Origin of the sequence: Rahnella sp. BCC 1045 (genome assembly GCF_019049615.1) — a bacterium.
Classification (GTDB): Bacteria; Pseudomonadota; Gammaproteobacteria; order Enterobacterales; family Enterobacteriaceae; genus Rahnella; species Rahnella contaminans.
This window is the reverse complement of sequence record NZ_JAFMOZ010000144.1, coordinates 72,778-97,405: the sequence shown is the minus strand read 5'-3', so window position 1 is coordinate 97,405 and position 24,628 is coordinate 72,778. Positions and strand designations below refer to the sequence as shown.

The 24,628-nt window shown below is 54.6% G+C and carries 21 protein-coding genes and 1 pseudogene; 13 read left to right on the top strand and 9 right to left on the bottom strand.

Annotated features, from left to right (window positions below):
* Positions 1 to 17: 17 nt before the first annotated feature.
* From J1782_RS24595 to J1782_RS24585, 3 genes are read left to right on the top strand one after another with little or no spacing between them, the layout of a single operon-like run.
* Positions 18 to 1,013: an ABC transporter permease gene (locus J1782_RS24595; protein ID WP_217154090.1), complete on the top strand. Its 996-nt coding sequence runs from the start codon at positions 18 to 20 to the stop codon at positions 1,011 to 1,013.
* Entirely contained in the window at positions 1,010 to 1,849 is an 840-nt protein-coding gene (locus J1782_RS24590; RefSeq protein WP_217154089.1) for an ABC transporter permease, read from the top strand. The genes J1782_RS24595 and J1782_RS24590 overlap by 4 nt, the downstream gene beginning before the upstream one ends.
* A complete protein-coding gene (locus J1782_RS24585) occupies positions 1,846 to 3,477 on the top strand; it encodes an ABC transporter ATP-binding protein (protein ID WP_217154088.1) in 1,632 nt (543 codons plus the stop codon). The genes J1782_RS24590 and J1782_RS24585 overlap by 4 nt, the downstream gene beginning before the upstream one ends.
* 7 nt (positions 3,478 to 3,484) lie before the next feature.
* Here J1782_RS24585 and J1782_RS24580 read toward each other — a convergent pair.
* The 7 genes and pseudogenes from J1782_RS24580 to J1782_RS24550 all read right to left on the bottom strand — a co-directional run.
* Positions 3,485 to 3,811 (bottom strand): annotated as a pseudogene (locus J1782_RS24580) (ArsC/Spx/MgsR family protein); the annotation flags it as partial.
* Between the two features lie 305 nt (positions 3,812 to 4,116).
* Positions 4,117 to 4,809 (bottom strand): amino acid ABC transporter permease, encoded by a 693-nt coding sequence (locus tag J1782_RS24575; protein WP_165057336.1) that lies wholly within the window; start codon positions 4,807 to 4,809, stop codon positions 4,117 to 4,119.
* On the bottom strand, positions 4,799 to 5,560 hold the full coding sequence (locus J1782_RS24570) for an amino acid ABC transporter permease (RefSeq protein ID WP_217154087.1): 762 nt from the start codon (positions 5,558 to 5,560) through the stop codon (positions 4,799 to 4,801). The genes J1782_RS24575 and J1782_RS24570 overlap by 11 nt, the downstream gene beginning before the upstream one ends.
* On the bottom strand, positions 5,557 to 6,387 hold the full coding sequence (locus J1782_RS24565; RefSeq protein ID WP_152326082.1) for an amino acid ABC transporter ATP-binding protein: 831 nt from the start codon (positions 6,385 to 6,387) through the stop codon (positions 5,557 to 5,559). The genes J1782_RS24570 and J1782_RS24565 overlap by 4 nt, the downstream gene beginning before the upstream one ends.
* A gap of 24 nt (positions 6,388 to 6,411) precedes the next feature.
* A complete protein-coding gene (locus tag J1782_RS24560; protein WP_165057334.1) occupies positions 6,412 to 7,254 on the bottom strand; it encodes an ABC transporter substrate-binding protein in 843 nt (280 codons plus the stop codon).
* Positions 7,255 to 7,678: 424 nt separating this feature from the next.
* Entirely contained in the window at positions 7,679 to 9,076 is a 1,398-nt protein-coding gene (locus tag J1782_RS24555) for an MFS transporter (protein WP_217154086.1), read from the bottom strand.
* 42 nt (positions 9,077 to 9,118) lie between these two features.
* Positions 9,119 to 10,198 (bottom strand): cellulase family glycosylhydrolase, encoded by a 1,080-nt coding sequence (locus tag J1782_RS24550; protein WP_152326079.1) that lies wholly within the window; start codon positions 10,196 to 10,198, stop codon positions 9,119 to 9,121.
* A gap of 200 nt (positions 10,199 to 10,398) precedes the next feature.
* Between J1782_RS24550 and J1782_RS24545 the strand changes: the two genes are divergently transcribed.
* The 3 genes from J1782_RS24545 to J1782_RS24535 all read left to right on the top strand — a co-directional run bounded on the left by J1782_RS24545 (position 10,399) and on the right by J1782_RS24535 (position 12,506).
* Positions 10,399 to 11,406 (top strand): LacI family DNA-binding transcriptional regulator, encoded by a 1,008-nt coding sequence (locus tag J1782_RS24545; RefSeq protein WP_217154190.1) that lies wholly within the window; start codon positions 10,399 to 10,401, stop codon positions 11,404 to 11,406.
* A 237-nt stretch (positions 11,407 to 11,643) separates the two neighbouring features.
* Positions 11,644 to 12,012: a hypothetical protein gene (locus J1782_RS24540; protein WP_152326078.1), complete on the top strand. Its 369-nt coding sequence runs from the start codon at positions 11,644 to 11,646 to the stop codon at positions 12,010 to 12,012.
* Positions 12,012 to 12,506, top strand: a complete 495-nt coding sequence (locus J1782_RS24535) for a DUF3828 domain-containing protein (protein WP_217154085.1) — start codon at positions 12,012 to 12,014, stop codon at positions 12,504 to 12,506. Before J1782_RS24540 ends, J1782_RS24535 begins: the two co-directional genes overlap by 1 nt.
* A 57-nt stretch (positions 12,507 to 12,563) precedes the next feature.
* Here the strand turns inward: J1782_RS24535 and J1782_RS24530 are convergent, their stop codons facing one another.
* On the bottom strand, positions 12,564 to 13,994 hold the full coding sequence (locus tag J1782_RS24530; RefSeq protein WP_165057326.1) for a 6-phospho-beta-glucosidase: 1,431 nt from the start codon (positions 13,992 to 13,994) through the stop codon (positions 12,564 to 12,566).
* A 14-nt stretch (positions 13,995 to 14,008) separates the two neighbouring features.
* Positions 14,009 to 15,484 (bottom strand): PTS cellobiose/arbutin/salicin transporter subunit IIBC, encoded by a 1,476-nt coding sequence (gene ascF, locus J1782_RS24525; RefSeq protein ID WP_217154084.1) that lies wholly within the window; start codon positions 15,482 to 15,484, stop codon positions 14,009 to 14,011.
* 260 nt (positions 15,485 to 15,744) lie between these two features.
* Between ascF and J1782_RS24520 the strand changes: the two genes are divergently transcribed.
* From J1782_RS24520 to J1782_RS24490, 7 genes are all read left to right on the top strand, one after another.
* Positions 15,745 to 16,767 (top strand): LacI family DNA-binding transcriptional regulator, encoded by a 1,023-nt coding sequence (locus J1782_RS24520; protein ID WP_217154083.1) that lies wholly within the window; start codon positions 15,745 to 15,747, stop codon positions 16,765 to 16,767.
* A 195-nt stretch (positions 16,768 to 16,962) separates the two neighbouring features.
* The gene (locus tag J1782_RS24515) at positions 16,963 to 17,196 is read left to right on the top strand and encodes a hypothetical protein (protein WP_165057324.1); all 234 of its coding nucleotides are present in this window, start codon (positions 16,963 to 16,965) and stop codon (positions 17,194 to 17,196) included.
* 351 nt (positions 17,197 to 17,547) lie between these two features.
* Positions 17,548 to 19,632 (top strand): EAL domain-containing protein, encoded by a 2,085-nt coding sequence (locus J1782_RS24510; RefSeq protein WP_165057322.1) that lies wholly within the window; start codon positions 17,548 to 17,550, stop codon positions 19,630 to 19,632.
* Between the two features lie 596 nt (positions 19,633 to 20,228).
* A complete protein-coding gene (locus tag J1782_RS24505) occupies positions 20,229 to 20,960 on the top strand; it encodes a FadR/GntR family transcriptional regulator (protein WP_152326071.1) in 732 nt (243 codons plus the stop codon).
* Positions 20,953 to 21,975, top strand: a complete 1,023-nt coding sequence (locus tag J1782_RS24500) for an ABC transporter ATP-binding protein (protein ID WP_152326070.1) — start codon at positions 20,953 to 20,955, stop codon at positions 21,973 to 21,975. The genes J1782_RS24505 and J1782_RS24500 overlap by 8 nt, the downstream gene beginning before the upstream one ends.
* Complete coding sequence (locus J1782_RS24495) at positions 21,972 to 23,099, top strand: ABC transporter ATP-binding protein (protein WP_217154082.1); 1,128 nt, start codon at positions 21,972 to 21,974, stop codon at positions 23,097 to 23,099. The genes J1782_RS24500 and J1782_RS24495 overlap by 4 nt, the downstream gene beginning before the upstream one ends.
* Positions 23,096 to 24,613 (top strand): ABC transporter substrate-binding protein, encoded by a 1,518-nt coding sequence (locus tag J1782_RS24490; protein WP_152326068.1) that lies wholly within the window; start codon positions 23,096 to 23,098, stop codon positions 24,611 to 24,613. Before J1782_RS24495 ends, J1782_RS24490 begins: the two co-directional genes overlap by 4 nt.
* The last annotated feature ends 15 nt before the right edge of the window (positions 24,614 to 24,628 follow it).

The window sequence follows — 24,628 nt, the reverse complement described above, 5'->3', positions numbered from 1 at the left end:
AAGTAAGGAGCTTTATTATGTCGGCTGAAAGTACCTTTATTCCCCCGCAGCGGCCTAAGTCAGCGCCTTCATGGTGCGGTCGCGTTGTCCGGCGGTTGCTGAGCGGCATGCTGGTGCTGTGGGCCGCGGTCACGCTGTCTTTTATCAGCGTGTATCTCGCGCCGGGCGATATTGTCAGTTTGCTGATGGGCGAACAGGTACAAACACCGGCGATTGAAGCGGCGATCCGCGCCGAATGGGGGCTGGATCAACCCTTGTATATGCAATATCTGCACTATCTCTGGCGCGTTTTGCACGGTGATTTTGGCCGTTCTTATATGCTCAATACCGACGTCAGTTCGCTGGTGCTATCGCAGCTGTGGCCGACTCTCAAACTCACCGGACTGGCGCTGGTCGTCAGCCTGGTGTTTGCCGTGGTGATGGCAGTGGCGACCGCGCACCGCCGCTGGGGGCAACGCATTGCGGGCGGCATCGAGCTGGTTCTGGCCTCGACGCCCTCTTTCTGGCTCGGCATCGTGCTGCTGTTTATCTTCAGCTTTACGCTGCGCTGGTTCCCGGTGGCGGGCGACCGCAGTTTTTCCTCGCTGGTATTACCGGCGTTATCCCTCGGACTGGCGCAGGGTGCGGTGGTTTCTCAGGTATTGCGGCGCGGGCTGGAAGATGCGCTCGACGAACCCTTTGTGCTGACGTTGCGCGCGTGGGGGCTGGGCAACCGCATTATCCGTTTACGCCACGCGCTGCGCCACGCCGCCCTGCCCGCCGTCACGCTGACCGGCTGGCTGATTGGCGGTTTGCTCAGCGGCGCGGTGATCACCGAGCAGGTGTTTGGCCGCCCCGGTTTGGGCAAAATCACCGTCGACGCCGTTCTGGGTAAAGACCTGCCGGTGGTGCTGGCGGTGGCGATTTTCTCCGCGCTGGTGTACGTCGTGCTCAGTACGCTGGTGGATATTTTATATCTGTTTATCGACCCGCGCCTGCGGGATAACGGCCAGAATGACGGAGAAAAAGCATGAGCCAGTTGCTGATTTCAGGCGGCGTGAAGCGCCGGTTTTCCACCGGTTACCTTCTCGCTGCCGTGTATTTGCTGCTGGTCGCTTTGGCGGTGATTTTCCCCGCGTGGCTGACGCATTTCGACCCGCTGAACGCCGATCCGGTTAACGCGCAACTTCCACCTACCGCTGAACACTGGCTGGGCACCGACCAGCTCGGGCGCGACGTGCTGGCGCGCATCATTTACGGCAGCCGGTATTCCCTGCTGATCAGCCTCGCGGCGATGGCCATGGCGGTCAGCATCGGCAGCCTGCTCGGCTTACTCGCCGGATTATTCAAAGGCCCGCCCGATGAGCTGATCAGCCGCGCCGTGGACGTGGTTTCCGCGTTCCCGGATTTACTGCTCGCACTGATGCTGATTGCGTTCACCGGCCCCGGCACCACCAATCTGATCTTCGCGCTAGGCGTCGCTTCTGTGCCTCGCTTCACCCGCGTGGTGCGGGCACAAACCTTTGTGGTGATGTCCTCCGGTTACGTGGAACAGGCACGCACGCTGGGCCTCAAACGCCACGTTCTGGTCTGGCGGCATGTGCTTCCGCACGCTATCGCGCACGTTCCGGCGCTGGCTACGCTCGGGCTGGGCACCGCAATTATCGGCACGGCAGGTTTAAGTTTTCTCGGCATGGGGCCGCAACCGCCGACCGCAGAATGGGGGCTGATGCTGGCCGAAGGCCGTAATTATCTGCGCAATGCGTGGTGGATTGGCGTCTGGCCGGGCGTGGCGATCACCCTGACGGTAATTTCTGTGAACACGCTTGGCCGCTACTGGCAGGCCACTTTTGAAGGGAAACAGCCATGAGCGACGCACTGTTTATTGATATCCGCAATCTTTCGATCACCTTTCCCTCAGCAGGCGGCGAAAAACCGGCCGTCAGCGGCCTGAATTTACAGCTCAGACGCGGGGAGTCCATCGCTTTCGTCGGCGAGTCCGGCTCAGGTAAAACCGTCACCGCCCGCAGCCTGCTGGGGCTACAGGACGCCAAAGCGCGTATCACCGCTGACCGTTTTGTGATCGACGGGCAGGATATGCTTGGCGCCAGCCAGCGCCGCTGGCGTAAAATTCGTGGCAGCAAAATTGGCTATGTCTTGCAGGATGCGCTGGTGTCGCTTGACCCGTTGCGCCGCATCAGCCAGCAGCTACGTGATGCGTTGCAGGCGAACCGTGCCGGTAAGCCGCAGGAGCTGCATCCGCAAAGCATTTCGCTGCTCCAGTCGGTGGGTATTCCTGATGCTGAAAACCGGCTGACGGCGTATCCGCATCAGCTTTCCGGCGGGCTTCGTCAGCGTGTGCTGATTGCCACCGCGCTGGCCGGGAAACCCGGTTTGCTGATTGCCGATGAACCCACCACGGCGCTGGATATGACGGTGCAGAAGCAGATTCTGGATCTGCTGCAACAGCGCCGTGACCGGGGCGAAAGCCTGCTGCTGATCAGCCACGACCTTTCCGTGGTCGGGCAACTCGCCGACCGGATCCTGGTGATGCATCAGGGCAAAGTGGTGGAAGAAGGCACGGGCGAAAAACTGCTGAGCAGGCCGGATCACCCGTATACCCGCCAGCTGCTCGCCGCCATTCCCGGCCCTGCCACGCGAGGGCTGAAACTCTCCGGCCAGAGCGGCAGGCCGCTGCCCGTCAAAAATATCGCCACCGGCGAACCGGTGCTGGACGTGCGCAATCTGAGCAAGCATTACGCGGGAAAAGCCGTGGTTAACCACGTCAGCCTGACGCTGGCGGCGGGCGAAACATTGGGGATTGTGGGTGAATCCGGCTCGGGGAAAACCACGCTGGCCAGAATGGTGCTCGGCCTGACTGAACCCGGTTCCGGTACGATTACTATTCAGGGGCAGCGCTGGAGTCAGATCCCCGAATCCGTCCGCAGACTGCAACGCCGCGGGATTCAGCTGATCGCACAAGATCCGCTCAGCTCTTTTGATCCGCGTTATAACGTGGAAAAAATCATCGGGGAAAGCCTCGACAGCGTGGGCATTTTTGGCGATGAACGACGTCGCCGTATCCTTCAGTTGCTCGATGAAGTGCAGCTCGGTGAAGGATTTTTACGGCGGTATCCGCGTGAACTTTCCGGCGGCCAGCGCCAGCGTGTTGCGATCGCCCGCGCTTTTGCGCCGAATCCTGCATTACTCGTGGCCGACGAGCCGGTGAGCGCGCTGGACGTTTCCGTACAGGCGCAGGTGCTGGATTTACTGGCCGAAATGCAGGCGGAACACCGCACCGCGCTGCTGTTTATTTCGCACGATCTCGGCGTAGTACATCATCTGGCGGACAGGGTGATGGTGATGAAAGACGGCAGCGTGGTCGAGCACGGACAGGTCGATGACGTCTTCCACCGCCCTGCTCATCCGTGGACCCAAAAGCTGATTAATGCCCTGCCGGTGGTGAGTTCAAACCGGCAAACGGCGGCAGCGTTTTAAACACCGTTCAGACAAGCCGCTTGCCGTCTTTATCCACCACGCATTCGCCGTCTTCTTTGGTGAACGCGCCTTTCTGCGCATCCGGAAGAATATCCAGAGCCTTCTCTGACAGGCGGCACAGCGCGGCCCCGAGCGGCGTCACCACTTCCGGGCGGTTCATCCGGATTGGATGCAAAATTATCGCGTCAATGCGCTGCGCATCGGTGAAGTCCGGATTATCCAGCCCGAGTTCGCCATAAGGCGCGGTGTTAACGCGTAGCAGTTCCCTGACAGAAATGCCCATCGCGGCAAACGGTTTCACCAGTTCTTCACGCGAAGGCGGCGTTTCCAGGTACTGTCAGCGAGGTAAAGAAGCTGGCAAATCTTGCGAAAACAAATTCAATAAGTTCAGAAGCGGGCTTTCTATCAAGGTCAGGAACGTTATTTAACGCTGATTCATCGGGTAAGACAAGGCTACACGCATTTCAGGGTGGCCATGTTTTCTTTGCCTTCTAAGCTAGTCAATGGCATCACACACAGCGCAATTCTTGGAACTCATCTGTTGTAGGTTACCGCGAAAGAAAGGAAAGCCATCAGGAACTTTCTGCCCGTGTGAATCAGGCGAAAATATGAGATTTCACAGATGGCTTTATGGCCTGTTTACGCCCGCGATGCCTGACGGCGTTTAATCGATTTGCCCGCAACATACGCCAGCGATGCGCACAGCAGGTAGTACATAAGGCCGACAAACAGGAAGATCTCTGCCGGGTAGATTTGCACCCGGTTATTCACCTGCCCCGCGACGGTGGTCAGCTCCGGCACATTGACGATAAACGCCAGCGAGGTGTCTTTCACCAGCGAGATCAGCAACCCGAGATACGACGGCAACAGGTTCGGCCACGCCTGCGGCAGCAGGACATTGAGCAAAACCTGGCTGTAACTCATGCCGGACGCAATCCCCGCTTCGGTTTGCCCGCGCGGCAGTGACTCCAGCCCGGCCAGCGTGGAGTGCATCACCGCCGCCGAGGTAAACCAGGCAAGTGCGATAATCACCGTCAGCGGGCCGGGGATCGAGCCACCAAACACCACCGGCAGCAGGAAATACAGCCAGAAAATCACAAAAATCAGCGGGATGCCGCGAATAAACGACGCCCACAAAAACAGCAATTTTCGCGTCCAGCCACCGAAACGCCAGGCTAACGCGGCCATTGCGACGCCCAGCACTAACGCCAGCACGCCAGCAGAAACGGCCATGATCAGCGTGAGTAAAACGCCGCCCGGTTCGCCGTCGGCCAGCCTTCCCCACAGCATGTAGGTGAAGTTATCGTGCAGAACCGACCAGTCAAATTCCATCGTTCACCTCCGCCTGCGGCCTTTGTTGCGGGCGTTTCGGGCCAAATACTGTCATCAGTCCGCCAAGGATCATCCCCAGCGCCAGATACAGCAACGTACCGACCGCAAAACCTTCAAAGGCGTGCGCGTTGTAACTTTCAATCTGACTGACCTGATACGTCAGCTCGGAAAATCCGATGCCGGTCGCCAGCGAGGAAAGCTTCATCAGGTTGAGATATTGCCCGGTGATCGGCTGCCAGGCGTTGGTCAGCGCCTGCGGTAACAGGATCGAAAGCAGCAGCGTTTTGCGGCTGAAGCCCTGTGAAATCGCGGCTTCGGTCTGGCCTTTCGGCACCGAATTCAGCCCCGCCTGCACTTCTTCCACCAGAAACGCGGCGGTGAATAATCCCAGCCCCCACGCGGCGCACACAAATTCCGGTGTGAGCCACGCAATATTACCGGGGAATACCGCCCACACATGGGTATCGCCGATGTAAAAACGCCAGCTTTGCGGCAGTGCGCCATACGCAGCGAAATACCAGAAAAGCAGCTGAACCAGCAGCGGCGTGTTGCGGAAAACCGACACAAACGCCGCTACCGCACCGCGCGCCAGACGCGACTGACTCAGGCGCAGCGCGATCAGTAACACCACCAGAAGTGTCGCCAGCACACTGCCCGCCATACTGACGTAAAGCGTGGTGAGAAAGCCGGAAATAATCCACTGCAAAGGCTGGCCGGTGAGCACGCCAGCCCAGTCAGGATGCCAGATCATTGCCCCGCTCCTGTTTCAGGATGCAGCGGGAACAGGACTTTTTGCAGAAAACGTTGCGCACGCGGATGCTGCGGACGCAGGAAGAAATCCTCCGGTTCCGCCTGTTCCAGGATCTCGCCGCCGTCCATGAAAATCACCCGATCGGCAATTTCACGGGCAAAACTCATTTCGTGCGTCACCACAATCATCGTGATGCCGCTTTTCGCCAGTTCCTGCATAACCAGCAGGACTTCGCCGATCATCTCCGGATCCAGCGCCGACGTCGGTTCATCGAACAAAATGATGTCCGGATCCGTCACCAGCGCCCGGGCAATCGCCACGCGCTGCTGCTGTCCGCCGGAAAGCTGCTCGGGATAATGCTGCGCTTTGTCCTGCAAACCGACGCGGGTCAGGAGCGCCAGCGCCTTCCCGCGTGCATCACTTTTCTTCCAGCCGTGGACTTTAATCAGCGCGAGGCTGACGTTGTCCTGCGCGGTCAGATGGGCGTACAGGTTGAACTGCTGAAACACAAAACCGATGTGCGTACGTAATTCGCGTAGCGCGGGTCCGTTCAGGCCGCGTGTCGGTTTGTTGTGGATGAGAATTTCGCCATCAGTGACGGTTTCCAGCTGATTAATCAGGCGGATGAGCGTGGATTTCCCCGAGCCGGACGGCCCGCAGACCGCCACCACATCGCCGCTGGCGACGCTCAGACTGACATTCCGGATCACGGGGTGATGACCGAAAGATTTACTGACCTGACGAAATTCAACCGCCGTGGTTTTAGCGGCGTTTGAATGTGAAAAAACCGCAGACGTCGCTGCGGTTGATAAGGAGTCTTGCTGCATGTGCATTACCTTGCATAAAGCGGATTATTTGGCTTCAATCTTGAACAGACGTGGCTGCGGAGATTTTGTCTGCGGGCCAAACCAGACGTTATAAATGCTCACCGCCTGACCGTTTTTCTCCAGATTCAGCAGCTCGTCATTCACCACTTTCAGCAGGCTGGTTTCGCCTTTTTTCACGCCAACGCCAATCTCTTCTTTGCTCAGTAATTCAGGCAAGACCTTGTATTTTGCCTTGTCCGGCGCGCCATCCAGCAATCCGGCCAGAATGGTGCTGTCCTGCGTAATCGCCTGCACGTTGCCGTTACGCAGCGCAGAAAGTGCCAGAGGTATATCGTCGTAAGACAACACGCGCGATTGCGGGAAGCGGTTATGCAATTCCTGCTCGCCGGTGGTGCCTTTCACCGCGCCGATACGCGCCGTGGCGTAGGCGTCGAGTTTATCCGGTGAACTGGCCGGCACCAGGAACTGCTGGCCGGTCACGAAATAAGGGAGGGAGAAATCGACCACTTTCGCGCGTTCCGGCGTGATGGTGATATCCGCCACAATCAGATCGGCTTTGCCGGACTGCAATAACGGAATACGGTTCGCCGGATTGGTCGGCACCAGTTGTAATTTTACGCCCAGCGTTTTCGCCAGCGCTTTCGCAAAATCAACGTCATAACCGACGATATCGTGCGTTTTGGCATCCACAGAACCGAACGGTGGATTGGAATCAAACGTCGCCACTTTCACCACGCCGGCTTTTTTGATATCAGCCAGCTGATCTGCATGGGCTGCAAAAGTTGAAACTGCGCTGAGCGCCAAAAACAGACCGGCGGAAACAACGCTTTTATTGAATTTATTTTTGATTACTGAAGAAGCAGCCATAGTTTTTCCTTATAAGTCATCTTAAGAGGGCTCGCGCCCTAAATTTATAATCTGGCAGGTAAATAACGTTTTTGTTTTGTAGGTCAGAGAATTGCATATAGGAACGGGCGGCTGCCACTAACAAAAAAGGATATAGATGGATGATTAATGCATAAGGGTTGGATCTGATTGGCAAGATGCGGGGGCGCATCTCTGGTCAAAGCTTGGGCTCGTGGCCAAAACCCATAAAAAAAAGCGTCCTGTTAGCGCTCAGCGACCTGAACGCTAACGGACGCCTTCATCCGTAATCTCTCTGTACTGACGTATTTCACTCATGTCATAAAAGCTAATGCAGCTTGTATGCCAACTTAACCGTCCTAACAAATTCAGAACGTTAGCCAGGAAAAATTTTAGTACTGGTGATTTTTTGCACCAAAAATGTCCGTTATGCCCTGCCGGAAGGCAATAATTCCCCCGGTTGCTGAGGCTCTTCGAACACTTCACCGGATTTGCGGCGTTGCTCGAGAATGGCCAGCACTTCAGCGTGTTTGTCTTCGGTGAAATCGAAGAACCACATGAAGCCAATGCGGATTAATGAGCCGATTGCGGGCAACAGGCTGATACCGAAGAACAAGCCATTCATCACGCTTTCCGTCTGGTGAGCGGCCTGCGGAATGTAATGAATCGCGGTCAGGAATATCCCTACCAGTCCGCCGCCGACCGCAACGGACATCTTCCCGGTAAACGTCTGGCCGGAGAACGTGATCGCCGCGCAGCGTTTATTGGTTTTGTATTCGGCATATTCGATGGTGTCGACAATCATCGCGGAGGTAAACAGGTTGCTCATCATGACAAATACCGTGCTGAGGCCCAGCAGAATAAACAGCCAGGTCATGTTGTGATATCCGCTGAACCACAAGATGACGCGCACCACAATATCCAGTGCGCAAAGCACAATAAACAGGGAACGTTTTTTATAACGCCGCGTTAATAACGGTGCAGTCAGACAGGCAATCGCCGCTAATATTCCCATCACTCCAATTGCCGCCTGTAATGCACCATCGCCCATATTATAAATAAAGAAATAGATGTAAATGCCGTTGGCAATATTGTGCAGGACACAGAAAAAGAATGCCGCCAGAACAAAGAACAGTGGCCGGTTATTTTTCAGGTTATGAAACGTATCGCGCATGGTGACTTTTTCACTGCTTGGCGGTACACGTTCTTTGATATTCCAGAACCCGTTAATCATCAGCAGCAAGCCGATCACCATCATCACCACAGTCGCCATAAAGTAACCGTGATCGCCGGAGCCCGGCGCGAAAAATGCCGTCAGCCGAGGGAAGAAGATCGACGCGCAAGCGATACCGGCGTTCACGCCCAGCACGGCAGCGGTGACCGCTTTGGTGCGCTCTTTCGGCTCCGAGCTCATCACCGAACTCATCGACCAGAAAGGAATATCCGAAATGGCGTACAACGTGCCCCATAATATATAAGTTGCACCGGCGTAGAGAATTTTCGTCCCCATCGGCGCATCAATATTATAAAACGAGGCCAGCGTGACCAGCGTAATCAGGAAAGGCGCCAGCAACATAAAGTGACGAAATTTCCCGAAGCGGGTTTGGATGGTATCCATGACGCTGGCAAATAACGGATCGTGTATGGCATCCCACGCGCGGGCGACCAGAAATATCGTGCTCGCCGCCAGCGCGGAAATACCCAATACATCGGTGTAGAAATAGTTAATAAAGGAACCCACTAATCCGAAACTGAAGCATTGCCCCAGCCCGTAACCAAAATAAGACCACAATTCCCTGGACGGGATTTTCATTGAAATCGTCATTTTTATTCAGCCTCGCACTTCCCTGTGCAACATGTTGAAGGGTTATTTCATACGCGTTAAACGGCGGACAAGATCCATTTCAGCGCGGCGGAACGGGATCCCGTATTCGTCCAGCACATCGTGGAACCACAAATGGGCGTAATCATGATTGCCCTTACGCACTACCGGCCACGGCAGCGTGGTCTGGGTTTTTCCGCGCACCAGCCCCCACTGATAACACCCGGCGTTGAAGGCGCTGAACAGCGGCAATTGCTCTTCGAAAACGCTGCCGACGTGGCGCGCCAGCCATTCGGTACACAGCATCGGGCGGTTGAATTTCTGCCAGAAACGCAGCGCCTGCAGAAGTTTTGGCGTGGCGACGTAGGCATGAAAGCTGATGACATCAGACAGTTTTGCCGCTGCGACATCAATCGGGTGCGTGAAAAACTCACTTTCCGGTTGATCCAAATCCTGCGAGAAATGCCACGCACCGACGGTCAGCGGTTGCTGCGGGTCTTCCTCACGTGCCCAGACAAACGCCTTTTGCATCAGATCGAGCGCGAAGACTTCCAGCTTTTCGTCATACAACACTTCTTCCAGCCCGGTCGCAAACGTGCCGCGGTTACCCGGTTCGTTGTACAAATCCCAGATAGCGATACGGGTGTCAGTGCGAAAATGGCGGATGAGGTCGCGCACATAATCCTCAATCTGCGGCCACATTTCGCGGTTACACACCACGTCGCGCCCCGGACTCGCTGCCGCCTGGCTGTTATGTTTTCCCGGCTCCGGCGCTTTTTGCGGCCCGAGATACGGCTCATCGCCAGAAAAACCGCAGTCGTCCATCAGCGTCAGCATCACTTTTATCTGATGACGTGCCGCGATACTCAGGAACTGATCGATGCGCGCCAGCAACCCGTCGCGGTCAACCTGCCAGACAATAAACGGCAAATTGATGCGCAGCTGGTTGTAACCGGCGTCGTGCGCCCAGCCCAGTTCCTGGTCGATAGTCGGCGCATCGAATGTTTCGCGCTGCCAGAGTTCCGTCCAGTTCACCGCCGTGCGCGGTAAGTAGTTGAATCCGCAAATCCATCCCTGCTGTTGGCTCCACTGTGCTGCCTGCTGTTCATTCCATTGCTCTTTCATCGTTTTTTCCTCGCATTATCGTTCATTGACTAATATTATTAGCTAATGTTTATTACCTGACTGGCATTGCTGCAAATCCGTCATGCGGGTTCTGCTGGTGAGATCACACTCTTTTTAGCCAGCCTGCGTGGTGGTCTGGCAAAAAAGACCGCTGTGATATAGTGAAAAAGGAGAGATAAATGGCAGACGGGAAAAGGGAAATGGAGAAGAAAAACAAAGTCACGATGAGTGATATTGCGCGGGAAGCCGGGGTTTCGCAGGCCACCGTTTCACTGATTTTAAACAATTCACGTTCCGTCAAACTCAGCGAAGAAACCCGTGAACGCGTGTTTAATACCGCGCTCTCGCTGGGTTACAAAAAAATGCCAGCCCCCCACAGGGACAACGGTCAGGAAGAAATTGCACTGCTGATCAACGGGATGCCCAGCTATGACCCGTTTGTTGATGCCCTCAGCGAAGCCCGGGAAGCCGCTTGGCGGCATGATACGCTGCTGACGATTTACGATTACGGCGACGACGCAGAACTGGCCGTGCGGATCATCGCACAACTCAATCAGCGGCGTTGTGCAGGCATAATTATTGCGTCGCCCGTTACACAGTCCATTGATTTCTCTCCCTTTGTTAACCAGACGACGTTACCGGTCGTCCTGCTGAATGTGTACGACCGCGCGTATCCGCTGCTGCCCACTTTCCTGCCTGACGACCGTGCAAACGCGTTGCAAATTACACGCCATCTTATTGATCAGGGAGCCACGCGAATCGCACACATCATGGGTGATAACTGGATGGAAGCGTGTGAAAAGCGTCTCGAAGGTTACCGCGAAGCCCTGACGCAGGCGGGAATGACGCCCGACGACGGGCTGGTGCAGGCCACCAACTGGTCACTCAATGAAACCTATCGCGCAACGTTGCAACTGATGGATCAGCCCGAACCACCGGATGCGATTTTCTGCTCCAGCGACTGGATGACCATCGGTTGTTATCAGGCGCTGACCGAACTGCATCTGCGAATTCCGCAGGACATTCTGGTCGCCGGATACGACGATCAGCGCATCGCCGATCAGATGACGCCAAAACTCACCAGCGTCCAGTTGCCGTATAACGAATTAGGCCGGATGGCGGTGGAATATTTGTGCTCAGGCGAAGACGCCGCCACGCGCGTTATTATGGCGGGGAAATTGAAGGTTCGGGCGAGTACGGTCAGGTAAATTATCTGTTTTAATGACGATTAAAGTATGACATTGATAATAGTCAGAAAAACAAACTAAGGGGTTCAATACCCCTTTCACTAAATAATACTGATTACATACTTTGATAAATCAGAACTTAGCATACCCCATAAAATATTATCTTATGCGCGTTATTGTGAAATCAGGCATATTTTATTTTAGTTAGAAATAATAATTTACCTGCCCAGTCAGAATGACTTTATAAGGAAATATTTTATGTCATGGAATAAAACGGCTGCCGTTGCACACGCACGCTGGCGTGCAGGCTCGACATCTACAGGTAATTGCGCGACATTTACACGAGAAGCCATTGAAGCCGGTGGCGTCAATATCGGACATACTCACGACGCCAGAAACTATGGAAGCCTGCTTGAAAGTGCAGGATTCAGACCCTTAGGTTCCGGTGAGGATCCACGGGAAGGTGACGTTGTGATCATTCAGCCTTATGCAGGAGGGCGTCCCGAAGGACATATGGCAATCTTTGACGGACAAGTCTGGTATTCTGATTTTCGTCAAAGGGATATGTGGGCCGGTCCGGGTTACAGAAACGCCCGCCCACACTATGTTATTTACAGGAAAAACTAATGCGCTCCTTTATTTTAATGATAATGCTCAGTCTTGCCGGTTGCGCTGCGCACCAGAGCGCAGAACAGCGAGTTGAAACTTTTTACAGGCAGCATCTGAATAGCTTAGTGAAACCTGATCAAGACATGAACATTAATTCACCACTGAATGATGAATATATCGCTGTCGATACACGCCATCGAATTTCTGAAATACTCGCCATTCCCGAACAGGAAATCATAAGCTCCGATTATTTCACTTATACTCAAGATTATGCGCCCGAATGGATTGATAAACTTAGCGTGACTAACATTCATGATTTTATGGGCGGCAAGTTGGCCGATGTGAATATAGGTATTGAAGAAGGCAAAACGCTAAAACTAGCTGTGTACCTTAAAAAAGAAGATGAGGAATGGAAAATATATCGCGTGCGCAATGTCAGCGATGATGACGAGCAGAATATCTTTGATGATTACGCCATTTCATCTGCCCGTCATTATGCGGATAACAATTAAACAATCGTCATCTTTTGAATTTTAAAGGCCAGAGTATTCTGGCCTTTGACGTAATAACTACCCCAAATCCCCTCCGTTACTGGCTATCACTTTTTTGTACCAGTAAAACGATTTCTTACGGGTTCTTTCCAGCGTGCCGTTGCCACTGTCGTCACGGTCAACGTAGACAAAGCCGTAGCGTTTGCTCATTTCGCCGGTGGAGGCGGAAACCAGATCGATGCAGCCCCACGAGGTGTAGCCGATGACCGGGATGCCGTCGGCGATGGCTTCGCCCATTGCTTTGATGTGTTCGCGCAAATAACTGATGCGGTAATCATCGACGATTTCGCCCTGCGCGTTGATTTCATCTTTTGCGCCGAGGCCGTTTTCCACCAGGAATAACGGTTTCTGGTAGCGGTCGTACATCATGTTCATGGTGATGCGCAGGCCAAGCGGGTCAATTCCCCAGCCCCATTCGCTGGCTTCGATGTGCGGGTTTTTCAGTGATTTTACGATGTTCGCCGCGCTGCTGTTGTTGTCGTTCATGTCAGCGGACGCACAGCGCGAGGCGTAATAACTGAAGGACACGAAATCGACGGTGTTTTTGAGAATTTCGTCATCACCCTGCTGTTTATCGATGACGATGCCTTTTTCAGCGAATACGCGGCGGGTGTAGGACGGATAAGCGCCACGCGCCTGAACGTCGATAAAGAACAGGTTTTCGCGGTCTTTTTGCAGCGCCGCCCAGACATCTTCCGGCTTGCAGGTGCGCGGATAGAAATTCCCGCCCGCCAGCATGCAACCGATCTGATTTTCAGGGTTCACTTCATGGGCAATTTTCGTGGCCAGCGCGCTGGCAATCAGCTCATGGTGCGCCGCCTGATATTTGACCTGCTCCTGATTTTCGCCCTCTTCGAACACTAAACCCGCGCCGGAGAACGGGCTGTGCAACAGGATATTGATCTCATTAAACGTCAGCCAGTATTTCACCAGCCCGTCGAACGCCTCAAAACAGGTGCGCGCATAACGGGCGAAAAACTCGACCATTTTGCGGTTCCGCCATGAACCGTACTCAATCACCAGATGCATCGGCACATCGAAATGACACAGCGTAACCAGCGGTTCGATGCCGTATTTTTTACACTCGGCAAAAACGTCACGGTAGAACGCAATGCCTTCCGCATTCGGCGTTAACTCATCGCCATCAGGATACAGACGGCTCCAGGCAATTGAAGTACGAAATACGGTGAAGCCCATTTCGGCCATCATCGCGATGTCTTCTTTATAACGATGATAGAAATCAATCGCCTGATGACTCGGGTAAAACTCTGTCGCGTCCAGACGGAAGCGCTTTTCCTGACCGGTTTTTACCGCCAGACGGTGCGCACCGTGCGGGATCATGTCGACCGTCGTCAGGCCTTTGCCGCCTTCAAAACTGGCACCTTCGGCCTGGTTTGCGGCAATCGCGCCACCCCATAAAAAGCCGTCAGGAAATAAAGATGCTGCCATGAATTACTTCTCCTTTAATGTGAACGCGCTGCGTCGGCTGCCACCGGCAACGGCGCAGGCGTTGTGATCTCTGCCGTTTTGCCCTCTTTCGGCGTCACGGTTTCCACGGGAATATCTTCAAATCCGAGTAACAGGGTGATGACAAACGAAAGCACCACCGCGAGGATCATGACGCCCGCCACCCAGACAAGGGTCATCGGATTGGACGGGTCGAAGAACTGGACGCTGGTAAACAGGCCCGGCGACGCCATCGAATGGCTGGCGAGGCCGCCTAAACCGGCAATACCGCCGCAGATAAAACCGCTGATTAAGCAGGCGATGAGCGGACGTTTAAGCCGCAGCGCCACGCCGTAAAGCGCAGGTTCTGAAATCCCGGCCACAATCGCGGAAGCCGCCGCTGCCAGCGCGGTCTGGCGCAGCTCCGGGTTTTTCGTCCGCCACGCCACGGCCAGCGATGAACCGCCCAGTGACAGGTTTGCGCCGATTTCTGACGGCATCACCATGCCTTCTTTGCCGGTTTCAGCAATGGTCTGAATAATGGTTGGCGTGAACACGCGGTGCATGCCAGTCATCACCAGCAGCGGCCAGGCCGCGCCCATAATCGCCACCGACAGCCAGCCGAGATAGCTGTGAACGGTGTACACCACGGCGGAAATACCGGTACCAATCCAGATGCCCAGCGGCCCGATCAGCACGATGGCGATCGGTGCGGCAATCAACATGATCAACATCGGCTTGAGGAAATTTTTGGTGACGACCGGCGTAATGCGATCCACCCATTTTTCGATGTAGGACAGCAGCCACGTCATGCACAGCGCGGGGATCACGGTGTAGGTGTATTTCACCGCCGTGACGGAAATGCCGATGAATTCAACTTTCTGCCCCTGCGCGGCTTTCGCCATCAGGTCGATAAACGCCGGATGCACCAGGATCCCGGCAATCGCAATCGCCAGCGACATGTTGGTTTTGAATTTCACCGCCGCCGACGCGGCCACCATCACCGGCAGGAAGAAAAACGCGCCGTCGCCGATGGTATTGAGGATCACCAGCGTTGAAGCGCCCTTTTCAAACACGCCGGTCATATCCAGAATCATCGCCAGCAGTTTGACCATCGAACCGCCGATAATCGCCGGGATCAGCGGCGACATGGTGCCAATCAGCGCATCGAGAATTCCTGCACCAATCCGCTTGAGCGTAATTTTGCTTTTGGCAGGTGCATCGCTGGCCGCCGCAAAGCCTTCCGGAAGCAGTTCCAGCACTTCGGCGTAAGCCTGCGACACGTTATTGCCGATGATCACCTGGCACTGTTTTTCATTGCGCACCACGCCCATCACGCCGGTGATGGATTTCAGCGCCGCCGCGTCCACGACGGATTCGTCGTTCAGCACGAAGCGCAGGCGCGTCATGCAATGCGTAACCGCAACCACATTGCCCGCTCCGCCGATGGCATCGACGATTGACCTGGAAATTGCTGCAAAATTTTTAGCCATGAGTGATAACTCTCTCGGATTCATAGGGTTATGAATAATTATCTTTCCGGGAAGCCTTTTTTATGAAACGTAGCGGGCTTTTTCCGAAACAGTAGGTAACCGGTTTCACACGAGAATGTTCAGTTCTTCTTCTGACTTCAATAAATAAATACAACACCGTTTCATTTTTGTGATGACGATCTCCTTGCGAAGTGAAATCGTCTCAGCACGCGCGGAATGTGTAGAATGACGAATAATTTTTCTCATCCGGAAGGTGCCTGATGTCGACAATGCAGGAAGTTGCAGCCAAAGCGGGCGTCTCGAAAGCCACGGTTTCCCGTGTGCTTTCCGGCAAGGGTTATGTGAGCCAGGAAACCAAAGATCAGGTCTATAAAGCCATTGAGGAAGCGGGCTACCGGCCCAATTTACTGGCAAGAAATCTGGCAACCAGCAAATCGATGTGCATCGGGCTGGTGGTGACGAATACGCTGTATAACGGGCATTATTTCAGTGAATTAATTTCTCAGGCTGCGAAAAAACTCGACGCCAACGGACGCCAGCTGATTCTGGTGGATGGTAAACACAGCGCGGAAGAAGAACAGGACGCCATTCAGTTTTTGCACGATTTGCGCTGCGACGGCATTATTATTTATCCGCGTTTTTTATCGGTCGATGAAATGGATTTGCTCATCGACAAATATAAAAAACCGGTGATGGTCGTGAACCGCAAATTACGCAAACATCAGAGCCACTGTATTTATTGCGACCACAAAGGGTCGAGTTTTAACGCCACGCAGGCGCTTATTGAACGCGGACATCGGGATATTGCGTTTATCACCGGTTCGATGGATTCCCCGACCGCCATTGAGCGGCTTTCCGGTTATCGCGACGCGCTGACGGCATCCGGTTTACCGGTAAAAGAATCGCTGATCGTTAAGGGAAAATGGTCACCGGCCAGTGGCGCGGCGGCGGTGGAAACGTTGTTGTCGTCCGGGCTACCCTTCACCGCCCTGCTTACCAGCAATGACGAAATGGCGATCGGTGCGATTAAGCAGCTCAGCATCGCCGGAATTGCCGTGCCTGCGCAGGTTTCGGTGATCGGGTTTGATAATATTCCGACCGCGCCTTTTCTTATTCCGGCACTGTCGAGCGTGAAAGATCCGGTGAGCGACATGGTCAGCGAAGTCATCAGCCAGATTATTTCCATGCTCGATGGCGGCTATTTATCCGAAAAGAATAAGTTTGTGTCTGAGCTTATTTTGCGCGAGTCAGTGACCGACGGCCCTTATAAAGTCGTGCAGTAATTCCCGAAAGTTTACCGGCGCGCTTGCAGGAAATACCGTAAGCGCCCTGCACCTCCCTCAGCTTTACGTAAACGCAGTTTAAATTTTCCGTTAAACCCCCTTTATTAAGCCTTATCCGAATTGTCGTTTTCCCGTTTGCCCCGCAAAGTCTGTGTGTTATCAGAAAACACCGTCAAAACGGGAACGGGGAATACAATGATTAAGTCAGGAATAGTTGTTCTGTGTGCGTTGCTGGCGACCGCCAGCCTGAGTGCTTACGCTGAAGGCCCGCACAACGGGCCGGTCAGTCAACCGCAGCCGGTTCATAAAGTTCACAAGCCTGTCGTGAAACACAAAAAACCGCATCATCAGGTTAAACCTGCGCCGGTTCACCCTAAAGCGAAGCCAAAACCACCGGTGAAGCACGAACCCAAACCGCCGCGTCCGTAACCAAAATTTAACAGGCCGCAATAGTTTGCGGCCTTTTTATTTAACACATTGGATCCCCTCATATTTTCCTTAGCTTTTTATGCCATTCCGCTAAAGTTTCATTCCTGTTGCGCCGATAACGAATCTGGTCACTCAAACTCAAAAGTGCAATTTAACTTAAGTCCGATCTTTTAGCTAAAAACGCTTAATTTTAAGCATGTTAGAAGCAAAATTTGGCGAACTAAGAATTATCTTATGCTAACGTTTCATGAGCACATCACAGCAAAAATGCGTCGGGACAGGCGCACTATTTAGCCGCACTCTGATTTGGACGGAATCCGGGCAGAGACGGCAGGCTACCAGGCAAAAAAAATGAGCGAAGATTCTGATGTACTGTATCGGTTGCTGGTCCAACGCGTAGAAGATTACGCCATCTATATGCTGACACCGGACGGCACCATTGCGAACTGGAATGCCGGCGCGCAGCGGGCAAAAGGCTATACGCCTGAAGAAGTCGTGGGGAAGCATTTTTCATGCTTTTACACGGAAGAAGATAAGAAAAGTGGCTGGCCGCAGCACGGTCTGGAGACCGCGCGTTCAACGGGCCGCTATGAATCTGAGGGCTGGCGACAGCGCAAAGATGGCTCGCTTTTTTGGGCGCACATCATTATTGAAGCCCTGCGCGAAGCCGGTGAAATCATTGGTTTTGCCAAGATCACCCGTGACGTAACGCAAAGGCGTGAAACCGAAAAAGAGTTGCTGAAGGCCAAAGAACTGGCCGAATCCAACAGCGAACAGCTCTCTTCTTTATCGCAATTTCTGAACACGGTGATCGCCAATATTCCCTCTTCCGTGATCGTTGAAAATGCCGTTTCGCGGGAAATTCTGCTGGTGAACCGTCAGGCCGAACGCCTGCTGGGGATTTCGCGCGAGAAAATGCTCGGCAAACGTCCGCAGGATTGCATGGGATTCGGGCTCAGCAACTTTATTAATAAGCAGTCGGACGAATGTCTGCGCGCTGAAGGTGTGCATAAAAGCGAGCAACAACTGCTGACGGCCATCGGCGACCGTACGCTGCAAACCACCAGTTCGGTGATCCGCGGGCACGATCCTCAAACCAGTTATGTGATGATGATTGCTGACGACGTGACCGATCAGCAGGCCGCGCATGCGCGTATCCATCACATGGCGCACCACGATAATCTGACCAGCCTGCCCAACCGCATTCTTTTCAGCCAGCGTCTTAACGAAGCGTTGCAGCGCGACAGCTATACGCACAGCCACACGGCTACATTGTGTCTGGATCTGGATAATTTCAAAAACGTGAATGACGCGCTCGGCCATCAGGTCGGCGATGAACTGCTGCGGGCGATTTCCAAACGTCTGCGGATGACGCTGCGCGATGACGACACGCTGGCGCGCATCGGTGGTGACGAGTTTGCCGTCGTGCTGCCCGGCCTGAAAGATATCTCCGCGGCGCATCAGATTTCCAAACGCCTGATTGAATCCGTGCGCCCGCCGGTCATTATCGACGGTCACTCGCTCTCGGTCGGCCTGAGTATCGGCATCGCACTGGCGGATTCCACCGAGAACACGCCGGATCAGCTGCTGCGTTGCGCGGATATGGCGCTGTACGAAGCCAAACGTAATGGCCGCAACCGGTACGAAGATTTCCGTATTGAAATGGACGCCGCCGCCCGCAAACGCCGCGTGGTCGAAATGGACTTGCGCGACGCGATTACCTGCAATCAGCTGCGTCTTTACTACCAGCCCATTACCGATGCCAAACACGATGCGGTCATTGGCTATGAGGCGCTGATGCGCTGGCATCACCCGCAAAACGGGCTGATTATGCCGGTAGATTTCATCCCGATTGCCGAAGAAACGGGCCTGATCCACAGCCTTGGATCTTTTGCGTTACACGAAGCCTGCCGTGAAGCCACAACCTGGACCGGCTCGCAGACCGTCGCCGTGAACCTCTCACCGATTCAGTTCAAAAACAGCGGACTGGTTTCTGTGGTGGAATCCGCACTTGAAGCGTCCGGGCTGGATCCGTCGCGGCTGGAAGTGGAAATCACCGAGTCCGTATTGCTCGACAATACGCTGGGCAATATCGATACCCTGCGAAAACTGAAAGCGCTGGGCGTGCGTATCGCGCTGGATGATTTCGGCACCGGTTATTCGTCGCTGAGTTATCTGCGCTCGTTCCCGTTCGACAAAATCAAAATCGACCGCTCGTTCATCAACGATATGCAGGACAGCCGTGAAGCGCTGGCGATCATCCGCGCCATCACTGGCATGAGCCGCAGTCTGGATATTCAGACCACAGCAGAAGGCGTCGAAACCCCCGAGCAGTTCAGGCGTCTGAAAGAAGAAGGTTGTAGTTTGTTCCAGGGATATTATTTTGGACGGCCTCAGCCCTCAGAATCCCGCCTGACTGGGTTTACACCTCTCTGATGATAGGTATTAGACAGGGTATTTGCCGGAAATGATCGCGGGAAAAAGGGCGCAAAAGGCTATTATTTCTGACGATTGTTTTTACTCTTCCCCTTCGCCGGGGGAGAGTAAAGAGCAAAACCATAATGCCCCGGCAATTCCCTCCCCTTCGCTGACCTGAATCCACTCATCTCCACTTGCGACACCCTCACCATAATTCACAAACTTGCAGACGATCTGACTGCCCGTGCCTGCCGCGACGTGCGAATTATTCCTTAATAGCCGTCCCGACCCTTTCCTTCTTTCGTGAAGCAACGATATAGCGAACCATTAGCCCACTTATTACGCTTATTTGATCTACTTCTCATACCGCGAAATTACGCACCATTACGATCCGTTAACATTAATTTAACGCACTACACTTGTGCATATCAGCGCAATATCAATATGTTATGAATACGAAAACCGATCTTCCGTTTAAAGAGCGTATTTTTTATTCGTTTGAAATTAAAAACAAATTCTCCTTTCTGCAAAACTTTTTCACGAACCATTACAAAATTGGTTCAGAAAATGCAAAGGACTGATTAACGAGTTAATACCCAGCGGGAAACTGAACAATGCCAACAAACGCCGGGGCGCTGCCCCCTTCTAACGGAACGTCGAATTCAGCGCTGGAACAGCTGCGTCAACTGATACAGCAGCATCCGGATCAGACTCAGCCACTGCCGGCAGAGCGCGATCTGATGCAGATGTTTGATGCCGGACGCCGTGAAATTCGCCGTGCGCTGGATGTGCTGGAAGAGGAAGGCCGCGTGTGGCGCAAACAGGGGAAAGGCACGTTTACCGGCCCGAACGGTCCGGCGCAGCCGCTGAGTTTACAGGCGCTACCGAAACAATCGAATTTGCAGGAAGTGATGGAAGCCCGTCTCCAGATTGAGCCGGGGCTGGCGAAATATGCCGCCCTGCGCGCCACGCCGGAGCAAATTCAGCTGATGCGCCGTTTGCTGGATCGCGTGAACAGCATTTCCCGCGATGACGCGGATCAGATTGAACTCTGGGACAGCGCGTTTCACCGTGCGATTGCCGATGCTGCCGGTAACCGTCTGCTGCTCGGGCTTTTCGACGCTGTCGATGCCATTCGCCGTGATCCGAGCTGGCAGGCGGTACGTGATGCAGCGCGAAATCAGGAACGTCTGAGCCGCTACGACGATCACCATCACCGCATTGTTGAACACATCGCCGCGCGCCAGCCCAAAGAAGCTGCGCGCGTGATGCGCGAGCACCTTCTTGCCCTGCAACAGGCATTCCTTTCCACCCTGAATGACGATGAGGATTTCACTGATGACTGACCCGGACGGCTCCGTCACGCCGCTGTTACAGATCGACAATTTACAGGTGCAGTTTTCCGGCTCTCCGGCCACAGTCCTGGACGGTATTTCCCTGCAACTGGAGGCCGGTAAAACGCTGGCGCTGGTGGGGGAATCCGGTTGCGGAAAAAGCGTGACGTCGCTGGCGCTCATGGGATTATTGCCCGCCAGCGCGAACGTGTTACACGGCGAAATTCACCTGAACGGGACGTCCCTGCGCGGGCTTTCTGAGCGTCAGTACGCGGATTTGCGCGGTGAGGAACTGGCGATGATTTTTCAGGAGCCAATGACGTCACTGAATCCGGCGCTGCGGCTGGGCGATCAGCTGGCGGAAGCTGTGATGCGTCACCAGAACACCGATAAAAAACAGGCGCGTGCGCAGGCGCTGGAGATGCTTAAAAAAGTACAAATTCCGGCACCGGAACTGCGGATGGATGCCTATCCGCACCAGCTTTCCGGCGGGATGCGTCAGCGCGTGATGATTGCGATGGCGCTGATCAACCGCCCGCAGCTGCTGATTGCCGATGAACCGACCACCGCGCTGGACGTCACGATCCAGGCGCAAATCCTCTCTTTGCTTAACCGGATCCAGGAAGAAACCGGCAGCGCCCTGCTGCTGATCACTCATGATCTGGGGGTGGTCGCCGAAGTGGCTGACAGCGTGGCGGTGATGTACGCCGGACAAATCGTGGAACAGGGCGCGGTTGAAGCTATTTTTAACAATCCGCAGCACCCTTACACCATCGGGCTGATGGGGTCGATGCCCTCGCTGGCATCGCGCCAGGGCGCACTTTCTACCATTCCCGGCGCGGTTCCGCTGCCACGCGATATGCCAAAAGGCTGCCGTTTTTCGACACGCTGCCCGTTTGCGGATACCCGTTGTCATCAGGAAAGGCCGCCTTTGCGCGCGCTGCATAAGTCTCCTCACCGCGTGGCCTGTTTCTACGCACCGCTGGAAAACTTTTTCGCATTATCAGCGGAAGGAGCCTGCGCATGAGTCCAGCACCTCGCCCCATTCTGGAAGCCGCCGGGCTGAGCAAAATCTTCAAAGGCCCGGCGTCAGTGTTCAGTAAACCTAAAAATGTTCAGGCGGTCGATCGTGTTTCGCTGCGCGTCTGGCACGGTGAAACGCTGGCGATCGTCGGGGAATCCGGTTCCGGGAAATCCACACTCGGCCGGTTGTTGTTGCAGTTACTCAGCGCCAGCGAAGGCGACGTTTTTTATGAAGGCAGGAATCTGCGGCAGTTTTCCACCGAACAGATGAAAAACCTGCGCCGTGATTTACAGATTATTTTTCAGGATCCGTTTGCGTCACTTAATCCGCGCATGACGGTGGAAGAGATCGTCGGCGAACCGTTGTGGCTGCACAACATTGTCAGCGGTAAAGCCGACCGTCAGGCGCGGGTGCGCGAGTTGCTGACCACTGTCGGCCTGCCCGCCGCTTTCAGCAACCGTTATCCCCATGAGTTTTCCGGTGGCCAGCGTCAGCGTATTGGTATTGCCCGCGCACTGGCCTCTTCTCCGAAACTTCTGCTCGGCGATGAGCCGGTTTCTGCGCTGGATGTTTCGGTGCAGGCGCAGGTCGTGAATCTTCTTGAAAACCTGAAACAGCAGTTTGGCCTGACGATGATTGTCGTCGCCCACGGTCTGGCGGTGATCCGCCACATGAGCGACCGTGTGGCGGTAATGTATCTCGGGCAAATCGTCGAACTGGCCAGCACGGACGATATTTTTGATCAGCCGCTGCATCCTTATACCCAGGCGCTGATTGCTTCTGCACCGCTGCTGACGCCCGGCGTAAAACGCCCGGTGCCGCTGCTTCAGGGGGATATGCCCAATCCGTCCAGTATGCCTTCCGGTTGCCGGTTTCATACCCGCTGCGCGTACGCCACCGACGAATGCCGGCAGGTCGAACCGCCGCTGGAAACCGTCAGTGTTAACCGCATGGTGGCCTGCCACCGCTGGAGCGAATTACAGCGCGACCGGACTTCCGCGCTGGTTCCTCCGCCGTCTGCCGCTTTTATCTTACGGCGTGCGCTGTTTGAACAGGCGAGCCAGTCACGGCTTTCATCCTCCGATCCAACTTCGACATTAACTTCAACTCTGGGAACCCGACCATGAAATTTGCACCCCGCTTAAGCGCCTGCATTCCGGCGTTACTGTTGCTGACCACCGCGAGCCTTGCGCATGCGGAAAGCACCCTGCGCATCGGTCTTGGCAGCGATCCGGACATGCTCGATCCCGCCACAGCACGCACCTATTACGGGCGTTTTGTGTTCAGTGCGATGTGCGAACGGCTGGTGGATGTCGATCAGCATCTGCAAATCGTGCCGGGCCTGGCGAAAGACTGGACGTTCAGTGATGACGGTAAAACGCTGACGATGAATCTGCGCGAAGGCGTGACGTTCCATGATGGCGAAAAATTCGATGCGGCAGCGGTTAAATTCAATATTGAGCGCTATCTGACGCTGCCGGGTTCTCTGCGCAAAAGCGAGCTATCTTCGGTGGATTCCGTGGAAGTGACGGCGCCGTACACCGTGGTTTTCCACCTGAAAACCGCCGATGCCGCCCTGCTGATGCAACTGACCGACCGCGCAGGCACGATCCTCGCACCTGAAGCGACGGCAAAAGGTAACGTGGCCGCGCATCCGGTGTGCTCCGGCCCCTATGAATTCGTCAGCCGCGTGCAACAGGATCGCATCGTATTAAAACGCTTTGATAATTACTGGAACAAAGGCGCCTATCACTTCGACAAAGTGGTGTTCCTGCCCATCCCGGATGCGTCCGTGCGTCTCGCCAACCTGCGCGCGGGCGATCTGGATATCACTGAAGGGATTGCCGCCAGCGATACGGCGACGGTCAAAGGCGACAGCAATCTGCAACTCGCCAGCACCACCGGCCTCGGTTATATGGGGCTGACGATTAACGTCGGCAATGGCACCGCCAATACCAATACGCCGCTGGCGAAAGATGCCCGCGTGCGTCAGGCGCTGTCGCTGGCGATTGACCGCGACGCCATCAATCAGGTGGTTTTCCAGGGGCAATATACCCCGGCGAATCAGGCATTTTCGCCTGCCAGCCCGTATCACGCCGATATTCCGGTTCCCAAACGCGACATTGAAAAGGCCAAAAAATTACTGGCCGAAGCCGGAGTGAAGACGCCGCTGACTATTGATTTCCTGGTGGCGAATAACCCGACGTCCCAGCAGGTCGCACAGGTACTTCAGGCGATGGTCAGCGAGGCGGGCATCAACCTGAATCTGCAAATGACCGAATACGCCACGTTGCTTGACCGCCAGCAAAGTGGCGCTTTCCAGATGAGTATGTCCGGCTGGTCTGGCCGTCCGGATCCTGACGGCAATATTTTCTCGTTCCTGAGCACCAAAGGCGGCCTCAACGATGGCAAATACAGCAACCCGAAAGTCGATCAATGGTTGCAGGAAGCGCGTCTGACCAGCGATGTGGCGCAGCGTAAAGCGCTATACAAACAGGTGGTTGAGCAGGAAAACATCGACGATCCGCTGGTGTATCTGTACTTCGAACCGCGCATTTTCGGTATCAGTAAGAAAGTCACCGGTTTTGTACCTTACGCCGACGGTCTGATCCGGTTGCAGGGTCTGGCACTGAACAAATAATTGCCGAGGATTTGC